The following is a 19,218-nucleotide window of genomic DNA, read 5'->3' as shown; positions in this document are numbered from 1 at the left end:
ATGGCACTCAATAAGAAGCAGCATTGGCACACACGCGCCTTTCACAATTTCCTGGTTGAACGGGCTACCTCTCCGTTCGCCTGGGGTACTAACGACTGTGCTCTCTTTGTCGCGGATGCGATCTTGGCCATCACAGGCACCGACATCGCGGAAAATTTCCGCGGCAAGTACACGACCGAGTTGGGCGCGTTACGAATAATCAAGAAGATCACAGGCGGTTCTACTATCGCTGATGCTGCGACATACTGCGCTAATAAGCACGGGCTCGCCGAACACACGCATCCGTTGATGGCGAAGCGCGGTGACCTTGTTGTTATCGACAACGGAGGGAACCTCATCGCGGGTGTCGTTCACCTGAACGGCCGTCATGTGGTTAGTGTCGGAGAGAACGGAATCGTCCAACTGCCAATTACGAACATTGTTCGAGCGTGGAGTATCTAAATGTCTAAAGCAGTAATGGGAGCTGCGGAACTAGCAGGTGCAGCAGGTCTAGGTGTCGCTGCGTTTTTTGATCCCGCATTAATCGCATCTCCAATCTTTGACAAATTGATGGCGACGCTCGTAATCGGCGGCATTTCCATGGAGGCCGGTGCGATCGCTAGTGCGTTGACCACCAATCGTGGCATGGCGATTACTACTCGCCAGCCAGCGGCCAACCGCGCTGTCATCTATGGTGAACAGCGTGTCGGTGGCGTCATGATCTACCGGTCTACGACAGGTAGTCACCACGATCAGATGAATTACGTGATCGTCATTGCTGGCCACGAATGTGACAGCATCGTAAACCTGTATCTCGACGGCCGTCAGGTGTTCTTCGCTCCCGGAGTCGGAAACACCACTCGCAACGGCGTAAACTTCGGCGGAACCGCGGCCAGCGGATCCCACACCGGACCGAACGGCGTCCAGTACGATTTCGGCGGAAAAGTTTACTGCGAATGTCGTTGGGGCGATCAACTGCCCGGTGATGTTATCAGCGGATTAACTGCTAACGACCCGGTGTGGAGCGCAGATGGTAACGGCAATTCCCCATGGCTTGGTGGATGCACCTACGTTTATCTGAAGGTTGAGTTCGATAGCACCCTGTTTCCAGGCGAACCAGAGATCAAATTTACCGTCCGCGGTAAGAACAACATCTGGGACCCGCGCACAGGGACTACCGGCTTCAGTAACAACTGGGCGCTGTGTGTCGCTGATGTGATCACAGATACGCAGTTTGGACTCGGCAGCAACACCGTCAACCAGCTCCAGTTGATTGCAGCAGCAAACGTTTGTGATGAACAGGTCCCACTTGCCGCTATCCCGGGAACATCGGAAGCACGCTATACGCTGAATTACCACTACGATACCGCGACTGGCCCCGGCGATGTCCTGCAGACGATGCTGCCTGGGGCTGCTGGAAGACTGTCTCTTATCGGCGGCGAGTGGTACCTGTGGCCTGCATACTTCCAAGGGGCATCCTTCAATTTCGATGAGAGTAGTCTGACCAGTAAGTTCTCCTGGCAGCCATATCGAAGCGTCCGAGATCTAGTTAACCGCGTGCAAGGCACCTATGTTGCACCTAACTTCCCGTACTCGGTAGCTGGCAATCTCTACGACAGTAACGGTTTTTACGAAGGGCAGATACAGAACAACTTCCCGTACGCATTTACAGCTACCAATGCGCCGGAGTATGCCTGCGACGCTTTGCATGGATTCCCGGAAGATGAATGGTTGCTGGCTGATGGAGGTTTCGCCCATCCACTAGAGGTGTCTCAGCAGACTGTATTGTCCATCGCTCAATGGCAACGGGTAGCGAAGATCATGCTATTGCGCAATCGGTTTCAGGGAACCGGGACGCTAGAGATGGGCCTCGCGGCTTTCGGGATGCAGCCGACGGATGTGATGAACTTCTCATCGCCGGCGCTAAGCTGGACCAACAAGCTGCTTGAAGTAAACGGCGTGACCTTCAGGGTCGATGATGTCCAGGACGGAGGAGCACCGGAGATCCGCGTTAGCTTTGCTGTGAACGAGACTAATGCTTCGGTCTATGAGTGGAATCCGGAAGATGAACTGACCGCATATGACGTTCAGGCGGTTCCTCCAGGTCAGGCTCCCGCGGTACCGCCTCCACCGAACAACATGCAGTTAAACTCCGGACCGGCGTTCGCAATCGTTGGAGCCGATGGATCAGTGACTCCGGTAATCGAGGCCACGTGGGACACTCCCCAAGATTCTCAGGTGACCCAGATCGATGTGCAATATCGTGTGTCCGGTTCTGGCGATGCGGGATGGCGTGCATCTTCCTCCGTTGATATCTCTATCAACATCGCACTTATCACCGGTATCGTCTCAGGTGGTACGTACGATGTCAGGATTCGCTCGACGCGCGCGAGTGGAGTGTCGTCTGGCTGGCTCGAGATCGATAACTACGCGGCCAACGGTACACCTTCGTTCCTCGGGACGATCGCACCCCTCGTCTATACAGGGATAGGAGCCAATCTAGTGCCCAACGGGGACTTCATCCTTGGAAACTTAGATGGATGGTCAGTTGCCGGAGCAGTTTATAGCGGTGGAAACGGAGGCATGCTTGTCCCTGGTAACTCCTCTGCTTTCTCTCCCACCTTCGCCGTGCAACCTGGTAATAAATACAGAATAACAATCACAGGTGCTGTGGCGGTTGATGGAACACGAGTCATCTATCATCGCATTTTCTGGGGATCTACCTACGTCCCTAATATCTCTGATTTACCTGTTGTCGGATATCAGGGATACCAGGACTTCCTTTCTGCTGGCAACATGAACAATCCATTTACTACTTACACCTATGATTGGACATGTCCACAGGGTACCCATTACGCAACAATCGCACTCTATCAACTGGGCACAGCACAACTTGTATTTAGTCATGTTGTAGTGCAGGACTACAGTGCATCTGCTCAGTGGGGCTCAGACGTAACCGCGGATCAGCCTATTGTCTACTCAGGGACGAGCGCCAATCTAGTCGCAAACGGAGATTTTCTTCTCGGCAACATAGATGGTTGGACGTCAGATCCATCGTGGCTCGGTGGAATCGTTTACAACCCCGCAGGTGGGGTATCAATCTCGGCTAGCGGTTCAGCAGTTTCCCCGGCATTCAATGTAGTGCCGGGGCAGAAATATAGAATTAGATTTACAGGCTTTCAGCAAACACCAGGCACGCAGGGTGTCTATCATCGCATTATGTACGGCTCACAGTATGCCCCAAACATCATTCCTGGTGTTTCTGGTTACATCACTAACTTTGACTTCCTATCGAATGGCGGGTTAGTTGGTCCACAAACCTACACCTACGATTGGCTATGCCCTGATGGTGTCTTCTACGCATCGTTGGCCATGTATGAGCTTGGCACGTCTCTTGAGTTTTATAGCAACGTCTCCGCACAGGACTACGTAGCCGCTTCACAGTGGGGTGCGGACGTCACCGGACAGAACACGTCGAACGATACTAACAACGTAGGTGGAGTGCCTGCTCAGGTAATAGCCAACGTCGTTCCTACCGGGTTCAAGGTCATCCTCAACACAGGGAACCGTACTTACTCCATACAGGCGATTTGATATGGCATTTCAAATAAGTGATTTAACGGCCGGCAGGATCTTGTTCTATATAGATAACGCCGGTCAGCTTGGACTTGGAGCACTGCCGGTACAAGGGCAGCAGATAGCCGTACTAGGAGCCGCGGTACTTGATACCAATGCGAGGTTTCCCGATGGGTCACTTCGCCCTGGCTGCCCCGCAGCATACTTTGGCTCATTGGTTGTTCCCGCGGGCGGTTCTGCGTCAGTCAACGTATCCGTTGCTGCTCCGCCTGCTGTGTCTTCTACTGTTACTCCAAGTGCTGTGACTAATTCTGCTGTAACCTTCCCGAACCCTAATGGATTTGACGTTACTAATAACTACAACATCTGGTGACAAATGCCTTTCCAGCTCAATGACGCAAGCGTAGCAACGCAAAGGTTGCAGTTCGATAACTCCGGAAACACGGAGTTCGGACCCGCAACTCCCAATAGTCCGTTGTCATTTCAAGGGCGGGCTCTGCTCGACGGGTCATTCTTAGCTCAAAGTATAGCTAGGCCGGATGCTATGCCACGAGTTACCGGGTCGGTAAATGTAAATGGGGGAGCCTCTGTGGACGTTGGTTGCCCTCAGAGTGCTGGGTTCGGTGCAATAAACGGCAACGCAGTCATTACCGCATTCGATAGCACTAAAACCACCTTCACAATAAGCCCCTTCTTTTCCAGTGGCGTTCAAACAGTTGGATATTCGATATTCTAATGCCCATCATAATTCACGACGACACAGCAAATGCGGTAGTAATGACCATCGACAATAATGGCAACCTGGCGTTTGGGGACGGTACTCCAATCAACATGCTAACCCTCAACGGGTATGGCATCATCGACTCGGAAGGTTACATCGTTCACGGACTAGGTAATTCGGCCGTTCTACCGACTTCCGGCAGTGTTTTCGTCTCAGCACCCGGTGGCATCAGCGGAGGACTTGCAGACGTTTCGACGACCCCCGGCGTCATTCCGATGGTAGTTCCTGACACAACGTATCCAGCTATCTTCTGGAACGTTGAGACAGACTCATCCGGGAATGAGTACGAGACGGAAACGACATTATTCGAGCCCCTTCACGTAACTACTCCCTATACTGGCGGGTTTGAGGTGCGTTGCAACACTGGAGTCGGTAACGACCAAATAATCACCCCAGGGAGCGCGTTTTACGAGCCGAGTGTGGCGGCCGGAACTACATGTTTTTACAGGTGGATTTAGACCATGATTTATTTCTTAGAACACGATTCAGGCGGAAACATCTACCATGCTGCGTGCTATCCGACGGCTACCATTGTTCCGCTCGTCAATGTTGTCAGTTTGAAGAACGCTGATGGCACACCGAAGGTGCTGGCTGAACCGGTCGGCATTACCGCGGACACATACAACACTTTGATTGCTGACGGGATAAGTAATTACACCTTCGACGCGACCACGGGGAAAATAACTAAGAAGGCGGTGACTCCGAGTGCCTAAGTCACTTCTAGAATCTCACGACCACGCATGCTTCCACTCTCCACGCGGTAACGTCCACACTCATCCAAATCTACATCACTGCATGAAACCGCAATGTCCCGGTGTCATCTCTGAAGAGATGGCGCATAAGTCCGGCCATGTTGACGCGGACGGGAACATCGTCTGCCCGCACATCGAGAAAGACGGTACCATGTGCGGCTATTCGACGTATCCCTCGGGAGAACGGAAGGTAGTCGAGGTACACGCCAAGCTCTGCACGGACGTAACCATCCACTACCCCGCGATGCGGAAGGCCGGGACGATCACCGAAGAGCAGTTTCAAGCTTGGAAATCTACCCTCTCGCGCGAGGAGCTACTCGGCAATTACAAGCGGACCCCTGACCTTCATATTTGTGTGCAACTGCGCGATGACGAGGCCGCATTGGTAGATACCGACCTAGCTGCATTCAACACGCTACTTCAGCAGAGGCTAAAAGAGAAGGCCGAAACCCAACTGCGTTACTCGGCTCCGTACAGCCACAAAACGTCTAAAACCTCGATCAACCTCTAACTTTCTCCCCAAACCCAGGAGCAACAATGAAAAGACTGCTCAAAGCAGCCGCGGCGCTCGTATGCCTCTCCGTGTGTGCGCATGCCCAAATGACGACCATAACCGCGACCTCGATCCGTATGGGAGGCTCGACTGTCGCTGCCGGCACCGTGACTTTCACACCTGTGAATGCGGCGGGTGCTCCTATCCCGTTCGTAGGCAACGGCGCGCTCAACTCATCGCAAGCGTTCTCCTGCTCGATCGAGAACGGCGCGGTTACGGGCACCTGCGAGGTCCCGGACGCTCAAACCACGACACCGGCCAACATCAGCTATTCGATCCAGATCACGGATTCCGCCACACATCGAGCGATAGTTATGTCTACCGTACCTGCTATCACCGGATCCACATGGGCGCTTGACGCATATGCTCCACCGGCCAAGACAACCAACGTCGAACCGATCCAGGTAAGCTATGGCACCGCGGCTCCTCCGAGTACATGCGTTGCGCCTAGTTTTTATATTAGGAACGCCAACGACGGACAACTCTACATGTGCGTAGCTGGTACTCAGGTGCTCGTCACTGGCGGGAGCGGGGGAACTGTCACTGCGGCTACGATGCAGGCTGCAGTTGCTGGTCTCACTGGATGCTCGACCCCGGGCAACGCTTGGAGCCCTGCCACGAACACCTGCACGGCATCCTCGAGCGGAACCGGTACACAAGGTCCAAAGGGAGACCCTGGCACGGCTGCTACCATCTCAGTCGGTACTGTCATTACAGGTGCGGCTGGGACATCGGCGTCGATCGTGAATGGCGGTACTTCATCCGCGGCTGTCCTCAACTTCACCATTCCGCAAGGTATTCAGGGGATCAAAGGCGACACCGGGGCAGCTGGTCCACAAGGCAACCCGGGACCAACCGGAGCGACAGGCGAGCAGGGGCTTACAGGTGCGACAGGCGCAACTGGCCCGCAAGGTCCGTCAGGCGGCTCAACCAACTGGCGCGGTACCTGGAGCAGCACCACAACATACGCAGACTTCGATGCCGTCGCATATCTGGGCTCGTCCTACATCGCAGTTACGGCAAGCACGAACGTCACGCCTGGAACCGATGCAACAAAGTGGCAATTGTTAGCGCAGGCAGGCGCACAGGGAGCTACAGGCGCAACTGGCGCAACCGGCACCCCTGGCGCAACAGGCAACACAGGCGCGACCGGCTCGGCCGGAGCGGCGGCTACTATTGCGATCGGCACTGTAACTCCGCTATCTCCGGGAGCTACTCCGACAGTCGCCAATTCAGGGACGACTTCGGCTGCAGTGCTCGACTTTGGACTTCCGACTACTACATCCAGTACGGCCGGTGGCGACCTCGCGGGAACTTACCCTAACCCGACAGTAGTCAAAGCGACTAATACCGCTGTCACCGCTGCTGCTCCAGGATTTTCGGTTATCAATAACGAACCTGCGGCGGCAACAATGATTCCCATGAAGGCTGTATCCCCCAATATGGCCGCGGGTGATACCACCTACCTCTACACCGGAAAGGACATCACAACCACCAGAAACTCAGCCTACGTAGGTTTCAAATGGGCTGGCACCGGATCTGTCGCAAACCAACTCCAGTTCTCCTTTGGTGGCACCGCTCCCATCCAGACCATCTTTGGTAGCGGAAACGTATCTATCGGAAACACTGTAGACTCCGGGTTCAAGTTAGACGTCACAGGCAGTCTCCGGGCTTCGACATCTGTCACCACGCCTCAGATCACCACATCCGGAACCACACAGGGAGTTAACCTGCTCGGTATAGGTACGGGAACTATATCCACGACTGGTTGGCCCACGAGTTATGTAGGTTTCGCCGGACCCGCTTCGGGCACCCCGGCCTACGTACTCCAGTTGCCATCAGCAGCGCCGGCATCCGGTCAGTCCCTCTCGTGCGCTACACCCGGAACCGTCAACGGTGTCAACCAGTCCGTCTGCACATGGGCGACAGGTGGCGGTGGAGCAGCGGCTACTATCGCGGTCGGAACGGTTACTCCTCTCTCTCCGGGTGCTACACCGACTATCGTCAATGCGGGTACAAGCTCTGCGGCGGTCTTCAACTTCGGTATCCCCGCAGGTGCAACGGGCGCTACTGGTGCGACTGGCAACCCCGGAGCTACTGGCGCTACTGGTGCGACCGGAGCAGCAGGTACGGCGGCTACCATCACAGTGGGAACTGTGACCCCGCTCTCTCCAGGCGCGACTCCTACGGTAACCAACGCAGGAACATCGAATGCTGCCATTCTCAATTTCGGTATTCCCAGCACGCCTGCCGTTATCCCGGACGTACAGGTCGTGATGCCGACCTCAGCTATAGCGGCCAACTCCTGCACAACCGCAGGGACCGTCACGATGACGGGAGTAACGACAACCACGACTTTCCCGACGGCATTCGCCTCCGATGCGTCCGGAGTCACAGGATGGGGATCGACCGGAGGTCTCACCTTCGTCGCTTGGCCGACGGCCGACACGCTCAACTGGCGTGTCTGCAACGTCACAGGCAGTTCGATCACCCCGGGCGTGATGACCCTCAATATAGGAGCGAAGTAATGAACCAGATCCTCTCTGCTCTCACTCTTGGCGCGGTGCTCCTCACACAATCAGCGATTAGTGCTGGTGGAGGTGGCACTCAGGCCCTCGCAAATGCTCCGACGGCGTCAACATGCGCGGGAATCACCGGCACCTATACCACATGCTTCGACACCGTCCAGAACCCGATCGCTTCACCATGGGCGTCATCGACGGTGGACGGATATACGGGCGTGCAAGTGACGAGTCGTGGCGCTCAGTCCTCGAGTGCGGGAGGTAAAGGGTTCGGCATCCTGTCCGGTGTGTCTCTGCCAGACGACCAATCAGCGCGTATGGTGTACGCAGCGGACAGTGGTTGGAATGTCGGGATCATAGGTGTCTGCGTTCGGATGGATGTCTATGGCAACGGCTACTGTTTCCTTCCCGGCGTGACTGCCTCCTATGTCCTCGATACTGGCAACGGAACCACTACTCCAGTGACCGGCTGCCCAGGGACCGCCGCTGGTCATACATTTGAGCTGTCCGCAGTGGGATCGACTCTGACGTGCAAAGATCTCACCGCTGGCACGTCAGCCTCGGGAACCGATAGCAGGTACGGTTCTGGCACTGCGGGATTCATCGTCGATGACACGGGCGATCCCACGACGGCCATTACTAAGTTCGGCGCGAGCTGAAATTACAAACTAGCTGACGCACCCATAACCAAAATCGAGGCTCAGGTCGTGATGACCTGGGCCTCTTCTCTTTAAGGAGACAAGATGTACCCGGTCTTACGGTGGAGTTTATATGTGCGGATGCTACTACAGACGAAGTGAGAAGCAGAAGATCGCCGAAGCATTCCACGATCATTCGATCCCGGTGTGTGTAGGCGGAGGGGGAGCGCATCTTTTATCGATCAACAGTGCTCGATGAGTCGAATATTGATACGAAGTTTGCCAGATGTCTTGAATAGGTCCGTTGGCTAAGCTGGTCATGGAATCTGTCCATCTGAGTACCTTATCCTGAGCCACCTTATCGCTAATATTATATTGAAGCAAAAGAGCAACGAAGAGCTGTATCTGAGCTTGTAGATCTTGAACACTGGATAGGAAATTGACCTCGGCGAAATAGCTATGTTCACGGAGTACACGGCCAGCCCAGAGCCCACTCATTTTCATATCCGAGTTTATGAGGTCCTTATTCTCCGCAAATCGTTTTTCCGATAGCGTAATCTACAGGCACCTGCTCAATGTTTACGGCATCAATGACTTTATGCCACTGTGCTTCTTGAGCGACGAGCCGCTGAAGAGCTGCATCGAACTCCGCAATCGTGGTTTCTTTAACCTGTTGTTGTGCGACCAAGACAAATGAATGCATCAATAGGCAAATGACGAGCGCAAGTTTTTGCATGGTGGATGGGATTCTACACTAACGCAGATCAATCGTATTCGGTCATCACGGTTATGCGGTTCGTGTAGCGCTTTCTGCCTGGGGGGATGAGGTGTCCAGCATGTAGTGGACAGGACGTTCGACGTTCGCGATTCAGGGGATTTGTTCAACTTCTGGCGCTGATCTCCATTCGCCCTTTTCGCTGTATGGATTGCGACGCGAGGTTCTACCGATACAAACCAAGCAAGCGCTAAGGGATCGCGGCTCTGCTACGCTTTCCCCATGGCCGAACCGTTCACCCTCACAGCCATACCCAATCTCCTGCCCGAGGGAGAGTTCAAAGGGCACCTTGAAACCATCACGTTCGTCGCGAGTGACGGGTACACTACACACAAATGGTGGTCTACGAACATTGGCACTTACGCGGAAGACTTCGCCAAGGTAATTCCGTCGGAAGAGGCAAATGTAATCCTTGCGAGACTGCGCGCCGGCGAGACAGTCACCTTTCCCGGATTCTGGGCGATCGATGAGATCAAGCACAAGTTCGGAGGACCAGGTAACGAATAAATGGCTACGAAACGGAAACCACCGAAGAAGGCCGAGCCGATCGACGTAAGCGCACGTCTGGCCGAAGCGCTTGCAGAGAAACCGAAGGCCGAGGGGCAAACGCACCAGGACGCTCCGGTTGTTGGCGATATCGTCACAGTGGGAACTGGTAAGAGCGAACTGAGGATCACCAAGGTTTACGACAATGGGCAAGCAGTAGATCTGGAGTTGCCCGGCACGAACCTTGAGCGGTTCCGCGTGCGCGTCGAGGATCTCAATTTCGTTGAACGGCAGCCGCGCAAGCCCAAAGAACCGGAAAAGCCGAAGATCGACGTCGAAGAGGTCCGCGAACACATCGCCGCGGTCCATCACTCGATCATTGATCACATCAACGGAGAGATCGCCATTCTGAAGAAGTACCTCAAGAGCAAAGGCGTTTCGGCGGCAGCCGCGAATGCATTGGATGAGTTCTCCAAAGCTACCGAATCCGGATGGAAGGAAGCTACCGCAACCATCAACGAAACATTGGCAGAGGATTAGGCTCAGGCGGCCTCCCTAAGTGTATGCTGCTGATATTGGAGGTGTTATGAAATTGGTAATCGAAGTGGACTGGGGTAACGGTCTCGGCGTAATGCTTCCTGGAGAACTGACAACGGCTGACGCCGCGATCATTCCTTCCGTCGGCGACATCCTTCTCAAGGATGAGGTGACTCCGCATGTAGTCGGAAGCAAGATGTTTCGTTTCTCCGACACTGCTGTCGTGGTCACTTTGATCGTTGAGCTGCAAATGGCTTAGACAATGTGTGGCCGCTACTACCGACGCTCCGACAAACAAAAGATCGCCGAGGCCTTCCACGTGAAGCAGGTCGGCGACTTTCCCCTGCCGCCTTGGGACTACAACGTCGCTCCTCAGACCATGCAGCCGATCATCCGTGCCAACCGCGACACCGGGGAGCGCGAGCTTGTCCAATTGCGTTGGGGCTTGGTCCCGTTCAGCACCAAGTCCCTAGCGGACCTGAAGGGTAAATCCACCATCAACGCCCGTGCCGAGGCTGTAACGAAGGGTTGGTGGGCTCAGCCTTTCAAGAAACGCCGCTGCTTGGTCCCGGCGTCCGGGTTCTACGAGTGGACGCACGATGATCCGAAGAATAAGCGCCCATTCGCCTTCGACCTGGCCAACGGAAAGCCGATGGCTTTTGCTGGCTTGTGGGATGCATGGAAGAATCCTGCCGATGGAAGCTGGCTGCAGACCTATTCGATCATCACAACGGATGCCAACGAATTGATGACAATCCACAACCGAATGCCGGTCATACTGCATGAGGGCGATTTCAACCGTTGGCTCGATCGAGAAGAGACTCACCAGCCGCCCATCGATCTTCTGAGACCGTTCCCGGCTGATGAGATGGAAGCGTTCGAGGTCAGCAAAGATGTAGGCAATGTCAGGAACAACTCCGCTGAGCTTCTAAATAGCCGGTGATAGCCTGAGTCCACCATGGATTTGATATTGCATTGGTGTTACGAGCATGGTCAGGCCCTGTTTAATGGTCTGATTACGATCGCCACCCTTCAGATTCCGGGCGATAGAATACGCGCAAAGGATAATCAGCAAATGAAAAGTCTCGTGTTTCTGTTCGCCTTGTGTACTTCTACTGCCTTTGCTCAACCCGAGCACCGCGTTTCATTACAACTCGGCTCTGCAACAGTCTGGCTCGGTATGGATAGGGTGGCGGCAAAACAAACCATCGAAGCCTCCGGCATGATCTTCAATAGTCACGATTCAGACGGCCAAGTGACAGCGGTGGATGTACTGGCCAAGCGACTCTTCACCTTGGAATTCGAGAAGAATAAGTTGGTTTACGCTGACCGGAATTGGCTACATGAGTCAGATGGCTTACCTTCGGTAATGGACGCCCTCACCTCTCTCATTGACCGAGGGGCCACGACATGCGAAATCTCACACGCTCCCTTGTCTTCGCCGGACACAAAGATGAATAGGATTTTCGTCGATTGCGGAGACCGAGGAATGCTATTGAGCTATGGCTCAGTGAACGGAATGACTAACAACACGGTGGCTGAAAGAATAGGCCACTTCCGTTAGCGCTAAGAACAGTTTGCCGGAGATCTGCTAAGTTGCTATCAAATGCCCATTCAAGGCCACTGCGCGCTCTGCGGTACGTTCGGAAATCTGTGTGAGTCTCACGTTCGCCTTCCGAAGTTTGTGTTCAAGCGACTGCGAACGCCGACCGCAGCAAATCCGAATCCCGTACACTTATCCGCCATGGGTGTGGTGCAGTCCTCTGCGCAAGACACGCAACCATTGCTATGTAGCGTCTGTGAGAACGATCGCTTCAGCATGCTCGGAGAGAAGTGGGTGGCGCATGCGTGCCTTCAAGACAACAACGTGACTTTCCCCCTCGTGCAGTCTTTCATCAACGCAGGTGTTGCTCGTCACGACATCATGGAAGGGGTTTCAGCCTTCTATGCAGCGCGTGTGGCTGACATTCGACATGAGTGTATCGAGTACTTCGCAGCATCCATGGTCTGGCGAGGGCAGTTCCTCATTGGCAACCAGTACTCCCTTGGCCCATACGATCAACAGTTTCGGAACTACTTACTCCAGAAGTCACAGTTTCCGAAAGACGTCTCCATTCACTTGTTCTTGCGCTACAGGTCGAACCTTACACAACTCAGCCACGGCGTAAGGCGCACGCGCCATGACCTAACGACCATTTATGACTTCGCCATCCCGGGCCTTTCCTTTTGGGTGGTGGTTGGGAAGGACAGGCAGGATTGGGCGAAGCAATGCTGCTTTCATGAAAATGGGTTTCGCCCGATCATGGAGCTGGAGCAAACGGACAGTCTCATGCACGAGCAGCTGGTTGCCGTAACTGCGAAGGCGGCTGCTAACGGGCGACGTTCGAGGTTGTTTTCGCCCACTGGTCAGTAGTCGCTTCGTCAGTGCGGGATTCGTCTCAATGCACTGGGTCCGTGATATGAACGGTCTGTGATTGCGAATGAGATGGAAACCTTGGAACTGGACGACGTTGCCATTGCTTCTCGGCCCACGTAACCACCGGGGTGTTTCCAGAATTAAGGTATAGTGACGCTGTGCATGATAGATGCACCTGACGAGACCGAATTCCGGGAAGCCTGCACCCGGATAGCATCGCCTAGATCACCTTCCTCCCGCCTGCATCGTTGCCCAATCCATACTGACGCAACAGAGGAGATCCGTCATGTCTGAAAATGCTAAGAATCCTGCCGCCCAGAACTCAACCGATGGCTTAGCCGGAGGTACTAAGAGTGCCCAGATCGCAGACGATAACGTTAAGAACGGCTTCGGTGCCGATCAGATAGGAGGTAGCTATGCCATCGAAGCCGATCCTTCAAACGCGGTTGCGACCTCCTCAGACAACTCACGATCGCATCGAGTTCCTTCCAACTCGGATAGCGGCCCCGAGACGATAACGCAAGAAGATCGTGGCCAGCTTAAATGGAATGAGCAGCGTAGCGGAGAAGCCGCTACTTCCAACAACCCAAAGGAGAGTTCTGATTGGCTGGGAGGGCCGCAAAACGGAAATGAAATCCCCGGTAACGGTGGCAATGGCGGAAATGGGCAAGTAACCTCCGGCGAAACCACTCCTTCCAACTCGGTAGACAGGGTACCGCCTTGGTCTACAATCGAAGACCCACCGGAGTACAACGCCGAAAATGCTAAGAATCCAAAGGAAGGTTCTGACTGGCTCGGAGGGCCGCAGAACGGTGCTCAAATTCCTGCCGACAAGGCGCAGGGTTCTGATTGGTTGGGAGGGCCGCAAAACGGAAACGAAACCCCCAGCGAAGCCGCTAGAAACCCTCAGACTGGAGAATTTCAAAAACCGTCGAGCAGCCCCGAGACGACAACTCAAGAACAGTGGTTCAATAGCGATAAGGGCTTTGGGAGTGAGCGTGAATAACCTGTGAGCCGAGAGTGTAGCCACTGCGCCCGCTAGCTGCTCATACAGCGAAAGGTCAAGCGGCATTTAGTCATTCCATCTTGAGGGAAGAAGTAGGCGGCGGCTCCTGGCCGCCGCCGTAAGCCTCGGCGATCTTCTGTTTATCGGAACGTCGGTAGTAGCGGCCGCACATTCAAACAATTGTGACATCGACTGCCTCCGATATGCACGCTTCACTGGTTGCGGTTTCCAATAACGCCGCGTAGCGCGTACTTGCTGCTGCTTCTCTGGACGTGTTCTTCGGGGAAGGTAGTGGTGCTACACAGGGAAACTAAATCATGAACGACGCTTGGCTCATCATTTACCTCGTCCCAAACTCGAGATCAACGTCTTAGTGGTCAGGCTCGGGAATAAGCGCATCACCGATATCACGGCTAGTACCATATGTGAAACGCCATAGACTATGGGTGATTCTGGAGGATCGAGGATGCTAGTGGATAGGTTTGTGGGCGCCGACGGGAAGCGACTCCTGCTTGAGGCTCTACGCGATCAGAGGATGGTGACAGGGGACGCGGCCCTCGCGGAGAAACTCAGCGAGATCCGTCCAATAGGTATAGCGGTCGGCAATTCAATAATCGAGCAGGGTACCACAACTAACAGCTTGTTTCTGATCATTGCCGGACGATTCAACATCATCGTAAATGGCCGTGTCGTTGCTCAGCGAAGTGCTGGCGACAGCGTGGGAGAGATGTCTGCAATCTCACCTACACAAAGACGTTCGGCCAGCGTCACTGCATCAGAGGAGTCCGTAGTTCTTGAGATTACCGAACCGCAGTTCTCAAAGCTGACTTCAGAGCACCCTGGCATTTGCAAAGTGATTGCCAAGGAGCTTGCCAGGCGCCTAGAACAGCGGAATTCTCTTGTGACGACCACAAGAGATCGACTTCAGGTGTTCATTATCTCTTCTGTCGAAGCTCTGCCCATTGCGCGAGCCATTCAAAACGCGTTCGCGCGAGACCCGTTCAACGTGAACGTCTGGACCGACGGAGTCTTCAAAGCATCGACCTACACTATTCCGGCCCTTGAACAAGCAGTAGATCAAAGCGACTTTGCGCTTGCGATCGTTCAGCCAGACGATACAGTGACTTCTCGAGGAGAGCACGACGTCCCAGTCGCCCGCGACAACGTAATCTTCGAGCTTGGTCTGTTCATCGGAAGGTTGGGGCTGCCCCGGACTTTCCTAGTCGAGCCTTGGGATGTTGACGTGCGTCTTCCGTCCGATTTCGCAGGCGTCACTCCGGTAGGCTACAAGCTCAACAAAGACGACATGGCGAATGCTCAACGGGTCGCCGGAGCGATGGGGCCAGCGTGCAACCAGATGCGAGACTATATGAATAGTATGGGACCCAGATGAGAGAGGATAGACGTGAGTTTGAAGTCGGAATTGGAAGAGGCTGTACAAGGTATTTTCAAGTCGAGCTGGACGATCAGAGACGGGACTGTGGTGCCCGACGCGGACACAGTGAAGCTGACCAACGACGCGGTGAAGCTGACAGGGACCGTTCTGTATGCCGACATGGCTGATTCAACGAAGATGGTCGACCACAGCACGTCCCAACGAAGTGCGGAATCGTATAAGGCATTCCTGCACTGCGCGGCAAAGATAATCAGGGGGGAAGGTGGCACGATCACAGCCTATGACGGAGACCGAATCATGGCCGTGTTCTTAGGTAATTCGAAGAACAGCGACGCAGTTCGGGCTGCAATGAAAATCCGATTCGCTTCACGTGACATCATCAATCCTGCCAAGATTGCCCAGTATGCAGATGATCCGTATCCTGTCGTGCAAGCCATCGGCATCGACACCAGCTCTCTCTTCGTAGCCAACTCCGGAGTCCGTGGCGCAAAAGATTTAGTCTGGGTCGGCCGGGCGGCAAACCATGCCGCGAAGATGGCCGCGCTGCCGGAGAGCTATGTCTACATAAGCGCAGATGTGTACGGCAGGCTCAACGATCGTTCTAAGTTCTCGGGAGGAGTCGATATGTGGGAGGCCAGGACGTGGACAGCATTCGATTCTCGAACAATCTACCGTTCTTCCTACTACTGGAAGTTCGACTGAGGTTCCGAGCAGCTGAGGCGTCCGACACAACGCGTCTTTCAATAGCGACGTCCACATGTCCAAACGTAAGACCCCGGCGTGAAAGCCGGGGTCTTGCTGTCTATTCGTTCTCGTGGTTTTCAGCCTCCTCGAACTCCTCACTGATCCGAGCAAGCCACCTGCCGCAGGCGACCGACAGCGCGAGCAGGGCGCCGAACACAAGGGCACATCCGATAGCGATCTTCATCGCACCCCCGCCATCTGGACCGCGGCTTTCTCTTTCCGCGCGGCCTTGATCCATGTGAGCGCCTGGTCATCTACGAGCTTCTCATCCCGGCTATGAAGGAAGACGTGAGCCATCTCATGGGCAATGATGTGCTCTGGAACCTGATTGAACAGTTCCGGGTGGATCAGAGCCCAGCCGCGAATGAAGGTGACTTGATGGTCGATGTCTGTCTGACCGTAATACTGAAGAGGGGTGTTCGGGTCAAAGCCCAACTTGATCATCAACTGCTGCCACATCGTGTCATCGACAATGACCACCCACTTCCACGTCTTCTCCTTCATCGGGAACTTGCTTGAAACCGACTGGAACAACTTCACCTCTGCGACGGCGTCGGCCGGAGGGGTTTTCCCAGCCTGCACAAAGGTCCCCACCACTGTGATCGTGTTCTGAGCGCGTGCGCTCATACCTAGGAATGGAAGGAAGAGAAGGAAGGCCAGAAATACACTGATTTGCCGTGGTACGGTTTTTCTGCTGTGGTACGAATTTCCATCAGAAAAGACGGAAATGGCGTGGTTTGACGAGACTGTATAGACAACAGGGCTAACAGCTAAGCCGTTATTCTTGTTGTATTTAGTTGATTTTAGGGGATTTACGCACGAATGTGGCGGAGAGACAGGGATTCGAACCCTGGATACCTTGCGGTATACACGCTTTCCAAGCGTGCGCCTTCAGCCACTCGGCCATCTCTCCGCATCCTGCGGCCTAATCAATATTATACGAGAAACGGCTCTCCAAAAAGGGAACACACCTGGAGATGACCAATGAGCCGTTTTGACGCTTTTATTCCTGTACGCAAATTCCTGCGAAATGTATCGCCTGCCACCGTGTCCTGGTACACATCCACCCTGAAATGGCTGCCCTCAGAGTCCCCAACGCAAGCCGACCTGAAAGGTCTCTGTTGCGTTAACGGGGGTGTCGTAGTCTGGAGTGGTTCGCCGAGGAGCCTTGTTCATGTTCAAGCGCCGTCGTTTCCCTGTGGATATCATCCTGGTGTGCGTTCGCTGGTATATGGGAAGCATTGCACCGACGCATACCTGCCGGATCGAACTATCAACATGGTTTCGCTATCGGCTGCGGAACGCACACAAGCCAGTGTTTTGCTCTCGCAAGGAGCTGTAGCTAGGAGCAGTGCGGGGCTGGTGCTGCGGTTGGAATCTTCATATGCCCGCACGGACGAGAGAACTGTCTTTACCGGCATCGAGCTTCAAGCCGAAGTTCAGAGACAGCGGTTCACGGAGGCTTCGAAGGTCGTTTCGATGAAGAAGCCGCCGCAGAGAGAGCACCAGGCGACATGGCGTAGTCAGAGCGCATGGGCAGGTCGCCGGTGACCAAGCCTGCTGAACTCTATGCCTGTCTCTACGCCAGAGAGTTTCCGGCGCAAGCTCTGTTGCGATTGCGCTCAGAGATGCAAAGTCAACCGTGCGTCGTGATGGCTGGTGATCCTCCTCTTCAGAAGGTGTGGATGTTCCGCCTAATTTTCGTTCCCAACAGAACAAGGCCTGATGCCAGCAGTAACAGGGAAGAAGGTTCTGGAACCGTTGACGACACCTCGAGAACTCCTCGGTTGAAGATACAGTTGATATCGGAGCAGCTACCTTGAAAGCAGCCAATTATCTTGTAACCAACGTTATCGTGCGCTAAAGCGAGAACCGCCCCCTCATTTACAAGAAAATTGATCCCGAAAGAATCGACAAATGGCTCGGTCGTAAACAGCAGGTTGTCGGCCCCATTGATTTCTCTCCTACGTATAGATTTGATTGAGTGGTTCCTCTTTGTAGTTGGGAATCGTTCCCGTCATATGGTTGATCTGATACACGCCTGGGCCGACCAGAATGCCTGGTAGAGACGGTTCTTACGGCTATAGGTGCCGAGCCGGCGCAGGATGGAGGAGCTGATTCTTCCTGCTTTGATCGACAACACCACACGGAGCATGTCGGGAAAGTGCGTTTCGATCAGAGTCCAGTTGATAGTCTTGCCGAAGAGCGAATCGATATGCGTCAGGTTGGATATCGCTTTTGTTCTTGAGCAGCCCATCGAGGATATATGCCGCCATAGCTTCCGTAACGGATGTGGTATTCGGAGAGAAGATTTTTGTTCGTACAGGTCCCATCGCGTGCCATCCGCAGAAGCACGCTTGCCTGAGCCCCACAGGCGGGGAAGAGCGAAATTGTTGTAGGCGTTGATGACTGTCGTGATGGCCTCATAGATCGCGTCTTCAGTGATGTGCCGTTGGTTGATCCAAGCAATCTGCCGGCGATCAGTGCCCTGCACTGATCGTGCAGTTTGGCTCGGCCCCAAATCATTTCTCATCTTGCGGGGTTATCATCTGTCGGCTCATCCACATGAGCGAACTGTTTAACCTGCGCCGTGACAATTTGCTTCTGCAGACTTTCCAGAATCAATTTCCCCTCATCAATCGTCAACCCCACCGTGGCAGGGGAAATTTCGTCCGAGCCTCGATTGTGGCAATCTCATGCTCGATGGCTTCACCTGGTACTACCTCAACAACCAGCTTCATGGTCCATTTCATCCCGCCAGCTTATCCCCCACCCCACAACTTTGCATGCTCTCGAATTCAACTGCTAAGACGTCATAGCCGACGTTCCTTCCCCCTCTTCAGCCACCACCAGTGTCGTATTCAAGCCGAAAGGACATCGTTTTGATGAAGGGGTCCCGTCAGAATACGGACATTAAAGCACGTTTAGGAGTTCGTGCATCAATAAGTTCAATGACTTACAGTAGGCGCTTCGCCACATGGAAGTACAAGGGGGCGGCACAGCAAGTTCTTTATTTTCGGCAAGCGCTGCTACGAACCGTACTCTATGATCCGTATT

General features: G+C 54.2%; 22 protein-coding genes and 1 tRNA gene. 17 read left to right on the top strand and 6 right to left on the bottom strand.

Features of this window, described 5'->3' with window-relative positions:
* The 7 genes from BDD14_RS03290 to BDD14_RS03255 all read left to right on the top strand — a co-directional run bounded on the left by BDD14_RS03290 (position 1) and on the right by BDD14_RS03255 (position 8,822).
* Positions 1-441, top strand: coding sequence for a DUF6950 family protein (locus tag BDD14_RS03290; protein WP_130417548.1), 441 nt, complete (start codon positions 1-3; stop codon positions 439-441).
* Entirely contained in the window at positions 442-3,573 is a 3,132-nt protein-coding gene (locus tag BDD14_RS03285; RefSeq protein WP_130417547.1) for a phage tail protein, read from the top strand.
* A 717-nt stretch (positions 3,574-4,290) separates the two neighbouring features.
* Positions 4,291-4,794: a hypothetical protein gene (locus tag BDD14_RS03280; protein ID WP_130417546.1), complete on the top strand. Its 504-nt coding sequence runs from the start codon at positions 4,291-4,293 to the stop codon at positions 4,792-4,794.
* 3 nt (positions 4,795-4,797) lie between these two features.
* Positions 4,798-5,049 carry a hypothetical protein gene (locus BDD14_RS03275; protein WP_130417545.1) on the top strand — a complete coding sequence of 84 codons (252 nt, stop codon included), beginning with the start codon at positions 4,798-4,800 and terminating at the stop codon, positions 5,047-5,049.
* Between the two features lie 118 nt (positions 5,050-5,167).
* Positions 5,168-5,599: a hypothetical protein gene (locus BDD14_RS03270; RefSeq protein ID WP_130417544.1), complete on the top strand. Its 432-nt coding sequence runs from the start codon at positions 5,168-5,170 to the stop codon at positions 5,597-5,599.
* Between the two features lie 26 nt (positions 5,600-5,625).
* Complete coding sequence (locus tag BDD14_RS31590) at positions 5,626-8,169, top strand: collagen-like domain-containing protein (RefSeq protein WP_165419813.1); 2,544 nt, start codon at positions 5,626-5,628, stop codon at positions 8,167-8,169.
* Positions 8,169-8,822 (top strand): hypothetical protein, encoded by a 654-nt coding sequence (locus BDD14_RS03255; protein ID WP_130417541.1) that lies wholly within the window; start codon positions 8,169-8,171, stop codon positions 8,820-8,822. Before BDD14_RS31590 ends, BDD14_RS03255 begins: the two co-directional genes overlap by 1 nt.
* A gap of 502 nt (positions 8,823-9,324) precedes the next feature.
* On the opposite strand, the gene BDD14_RS03250 is transcribed toward BDD14_RS03255, so the two are convergent.
* Complete coding sequence (locus BDD14_RS03250) at positions 9,325-9,537, bottom strand: hypothetical protein (RefSeq protein WP_130417540.1); 213 nt, start codon at positions 9,535-9,537, stop codon at positions 9,325-9,327.
* 261 nt (positions 9,538-9,798) lie between these two features.
* Between BDD14_RS03250 and BDD14_RS03245 the strand changes: the two genes are divergently transcribed.
* The 9 genes from BDD14_RS03245 (at position 9,799) to BDD14_RS03205 (ending at position 16,119) form a co-directional block, all read left to right on the top strand.
* Complete coding sequence (locus tag BDD14_RS03245) at positions 9,799-10,083, top strand: hypothetical protein (protein ID WP_130417539.1); 285 nt, start codon at positions 9,799-9,801, stop codon at positions 10,081-10,083.
* A complete protein-coding gene (locus BDD14_RS03240) occupies positions 10,084-10,602 on the top strand; it encodes a hypothetical protein (RefSeq protein ID WP_130417538.1) in 519 nt (172 codons plus the stop codon).
* Positions 10,603-10,648: 46 nt separating this feature from the next.
* On the top strand, positions 10,649-10,858 hold the full coding sequence (locus BDD14_RS03235) for a hypothetical protein (protein WP_130417537.1): 210 nt from the start codon (positions 10,649-10,651) through the stop codon (positions 10,856-10,858).
* A gap of 3 nt (positions 10,859-10,861) precedes the next feature.
* The gene (locus BDD14_RS03230) at positions 10,862-11,542 is read left to right on the top strand and encodes an SOS response-associated peptidase (protein ID WP_130417536.1); all 681 of its coding nucleotides are present in this window, start codon (positions 10,862-10,864) and stop codon (positions 11,540-11,542) included.
* Between the two features lie 15 nt (positions 11,543-11,557).
* Complete coding sequence (locus tag BDD14_RS03225; RefSeq protein ID WP_130417535.1) at positions 11,558-12,163, top strand: hypothetical protein; 606 nt, start codon at positions 11,558-11,560, stop codon at positions 12,161-12,163.
* Positions 12,164-12,418: 255 nt separating this feature from the next.
* Positions 12,419-13,012: a hypothetical protein gene (locus BDD14_RS03220; RefSeq protein ID WP_130417534.1), complete on the top strand. Its 594-nt coding sequence runs from the start codon at positions 12,419-12,421 to the stop codon at positions 13,010-13,012.
* Positions 13,013-13,301: 289 nt separating this feature from the next.
* Positions 13,302-14,021: a hypothetical protein gene (locus BDD14_RS03215; RefSeq protein WP_130417533.1), complete on the top strand. Its 720-nt coding sequence runs from the start codon at positions 13,302-13,304 to the stop codon at positions 14,019-14,021.
* 466 nt (positions 14,022-14,487) lie between these two features.
* Positions 14,488-15,414 carry a TIR domain-containing protein gene (locus BDD14_RS03210; protein ID WP_130417532.1) on the top strand — a complete coding sequence of 309 codons (927 nt, stop codon included), beginning with the start codon at positions 14,488-14,490 and terminating at the stop codon, positions 15,412-15,414.
* Positions 15,415-15,426: 12 nt separating this feature from the next.
* Complete coding sequence (locus BDD14_RS03205) at positions 15,427-16,119, top strand: adenylate/guanylate cyclase domain-containing protein (protein WP_130417531.1); 693 nt, start codon at positions 15,427-15,429, stop codon at positions 16,117-16,119.
* Between the two features lie 100 nt (positions 16,120-16,219).
* Here BDD14_RS03205 and BDD14_RS33680 read toward each other — a convergent pair whose 3' ends face one another.
* The 3 genes from BDD14_RS33680 to BDD14_RS03195 form a co-directional block, all read right to left on the bottom strand.
* Positions 16,220-16,345 (bottom strand): hypothetical protein, encoded by a 126-nt coding sequence (locus tag BDD14_RS33680; protein WP_278045463.1) that lies wholly within the window; start codon positions 16,343-16,345, stop codon positions 16,220-16,222.
* Positions 16,342-16,788 (bottom strand): hypothetical protein, encoded by a 447-nt coding sequence (locus BDD14_RS03200; protein WP_130417530.1) that lies wholly within the window; start codon positions 16,786-16,788, stop codon positions 16,342-16,344. The genes BDD14_RS33680 and BDD14_RS03200 overlap by 4 nt, the downstream gene beginning before the upstream one ends.
* A 198-nt stretch (positions 16,789-16,986) precedes the next feature.
* Positions 16,987-17,074: transfer RNA gene (locus BDD14_RS03195), tRNA-Ser, on the bottom strand.
* Between the two features lie 71 nt (positions 17,075-17,145).
* Between BDD14_RS03195 and BDD14_RS31585 the strand changes: the two genes are divergently transcribed.
* Positions 17,146-17,712 (top strand): hypothetical protein, encoded by a 567-nt coding sequence (locus BDD14_RS31585; protein WP_165419903.1) that lies wholly within the window; start codon positions 17,146-17,148, stop codon positions 17,710-17,712.
* Positions 17,713-17,833: 121 nt separating this feature from the next.
* Here BDD14_RS31585 and BDD14_RS34275 read toward each other — a convergent pair whose 3' ends face one another.
* Together BDD14_RS34275 and BDD14_RS03185 are read right to left on the bottom strand one after the other, a co-directional pair.
* Complete coding sequence (locus BDD14_RS34275) at positions 17,834-17,932, bottom strand: PEP-CTERM sorting domain-containing protein (protein WP_165419902.1); 99 nt, start codon at positions 17,930-17,932, stop codon at positions 17,834-17,836.
* A gap of 246 nt (positions 17,933-18,178) precedes the next feature.
* A complete protein-coding gene (locus BDD14_RS03185) occupies positions 18,179-18,694 on the bottom strand; it encodes a Tn3 family transposase (protein ID WP_278045462.1) in 516 nt (171 codons plus the stop codon).
* Positions 18,695-19,218: the final 524 nt, after the last annotated feature.

The sequence above is a fragment of the Edaphobacter modestus genome, assembly GCF_004217555.1.
Classification (GTDB): domain Bacteria; phylum Acidobacteriota; class Terriglobia; order Terriglobales; family Acidobacteriaceae; genus Edaphobacter; species Edaphobacter modestus.
Note: the sequence above shows the minus strand (reverse complement) of the source record. Positions and strands in the feature narration are given on the sequence as shown.

Bases quoted from the DNA above. Each gene is read 5' to 3' on its own strand.
- BDD14_RS03290 (WP_130417548.1), top strand. From the start codon at position 1: ATGGCACTCAATAAGAAGCAGCATTGGCACACACGCGCCTTTCACAAT.
- BDD14_RS03285 (WP_130417547.1), top strand. From the start codon at position 442: ATGTCTAAAGCAGTAATGGGAGCTGCGGAACTAGCAGGTGCAGCAGGT.
- BDD14_RS03280 (WP_130417546.1), top strand. From the start codon at position 4,291: ATGCCCATCATAATTCACGACGACACAGCAAATGCGGTAGTAATGACC.
- BDD14_RS03275 (WP_130417545.1), top strand. From the start codon at position 4,798: ATGATTTATTTCTTAGAACACGATTCAGGCGGAAACATCTACCATGCT.
- BDD14_RS03270 (WP_130417544.1), top strand. From the start codon at position 5,168: ATGGCGCATAAGTCCGGCCATGTTGACGCGGACGGGAACATCGTCTGC.
- BDD14_RS31590 (WP_165419813.1), top strand. From the start codon at position 5,626: ATGAAAAGACTGCTCAAAGCAGCCGCGGCGCTCGTATGCCTCTCCGTG.
- BDD14_RS03255 (WP_130417541.1), top strand. From the start codon at position 8,169: ATGAACCAGATCCTCTCTGCTCTCACTCTTGGCGCGGTGCTCCTCACA.
- BDD14_RS03250 (WP_130417540.1), bottom strand. From the start codon at position 9,537: ATGCAAAAACTTGCGCTCGTCATTTGCCTATTGATGCATTCATTTGTC.
- BDD14_RS03245 (WP_130417539.1), top strand. From the start codon at position 9,799: ATGGCCGAACCGTTCACCCTCACAGCCATACCCAATCTCCTGCCCGAG.
- BDD14_RS03240 (WP_130417538.1), top strand. From the start codon at position 10,084: ATGGCTACGAAACGGAAACCACCGAAGAAGGCCGAGCCGATCGACGTA.
- BDD14_RS03235 (WP_130417537.1), top strand. From the start codon at position 10,649: ATGAAATTGGTAATCGAAGTGGACTGGGGTAACGGTCTCGGCGTAATG.
- BDD14_RS03230 (WP_130417536.1), top strand. From the start codon at position 10,862: ATGTGTGGCCGCTACTACCGACGCTCCGACAAACAAAAGATCGCCGAG.
- BDD14_RS03225 (WP_130417535.1), top strand. From the start codon at position 11,558: ATGGATTTGATATTGCATTGGTGTTACGAGCATGGTCAGGCCCTGTTT.
- BDD14_RS03220 (WP_130417534.1), top strand. From the start codon at position 12,419: ATGCTCGGAGAGAAGTGGGTGGCGCATGCGTGCCTTCAAGACAACAAC.
- BDD14_RS03215 (WP_130417533.1), top strand. From the start codon at position 13,302: ATGTCTGAAAATGCTAAGAATCCTGCCGCCCAGAACTCAACCGATGGC.
- BDD14_RS03210 (WP_130417532.1), top strand. From the start codon at position 14,488: ATGCTAGTGGATAGGTTTGTGGGCGCCGACGGGAAGCGACTCCTGCTT.
- BDD14_RS33680 (WP_278045463.1), bottom strand. From the start codon at position 16,345: ATGAAGATCGCTATCGGATGTGCCCTTGTGTTCGGCGCCCTGCTCGCG.
- BDD14_RS03200 (WP_130417530.1), bottom strand. From the start codon at position 16,788: ATGAGCGCACGCGCTCAGAACACGATCACAGTGGTGGGGACCTTTGTG.
- BDD14_RS31585 (WP_165419903.1), top strand. From the start codon at position 17,146: ATGAGCCGTTTTGACGCTTTTATTCCTGTACGCAAATTCCTGCGAAAT.
- BDD14_RS03185 (WP_278045462.1), bottom strand. From the start codon at position 18,694: ATGAGAAATGATTTGGGGCCGAGCCAAACTGCACGATCAGTGCAGGGC.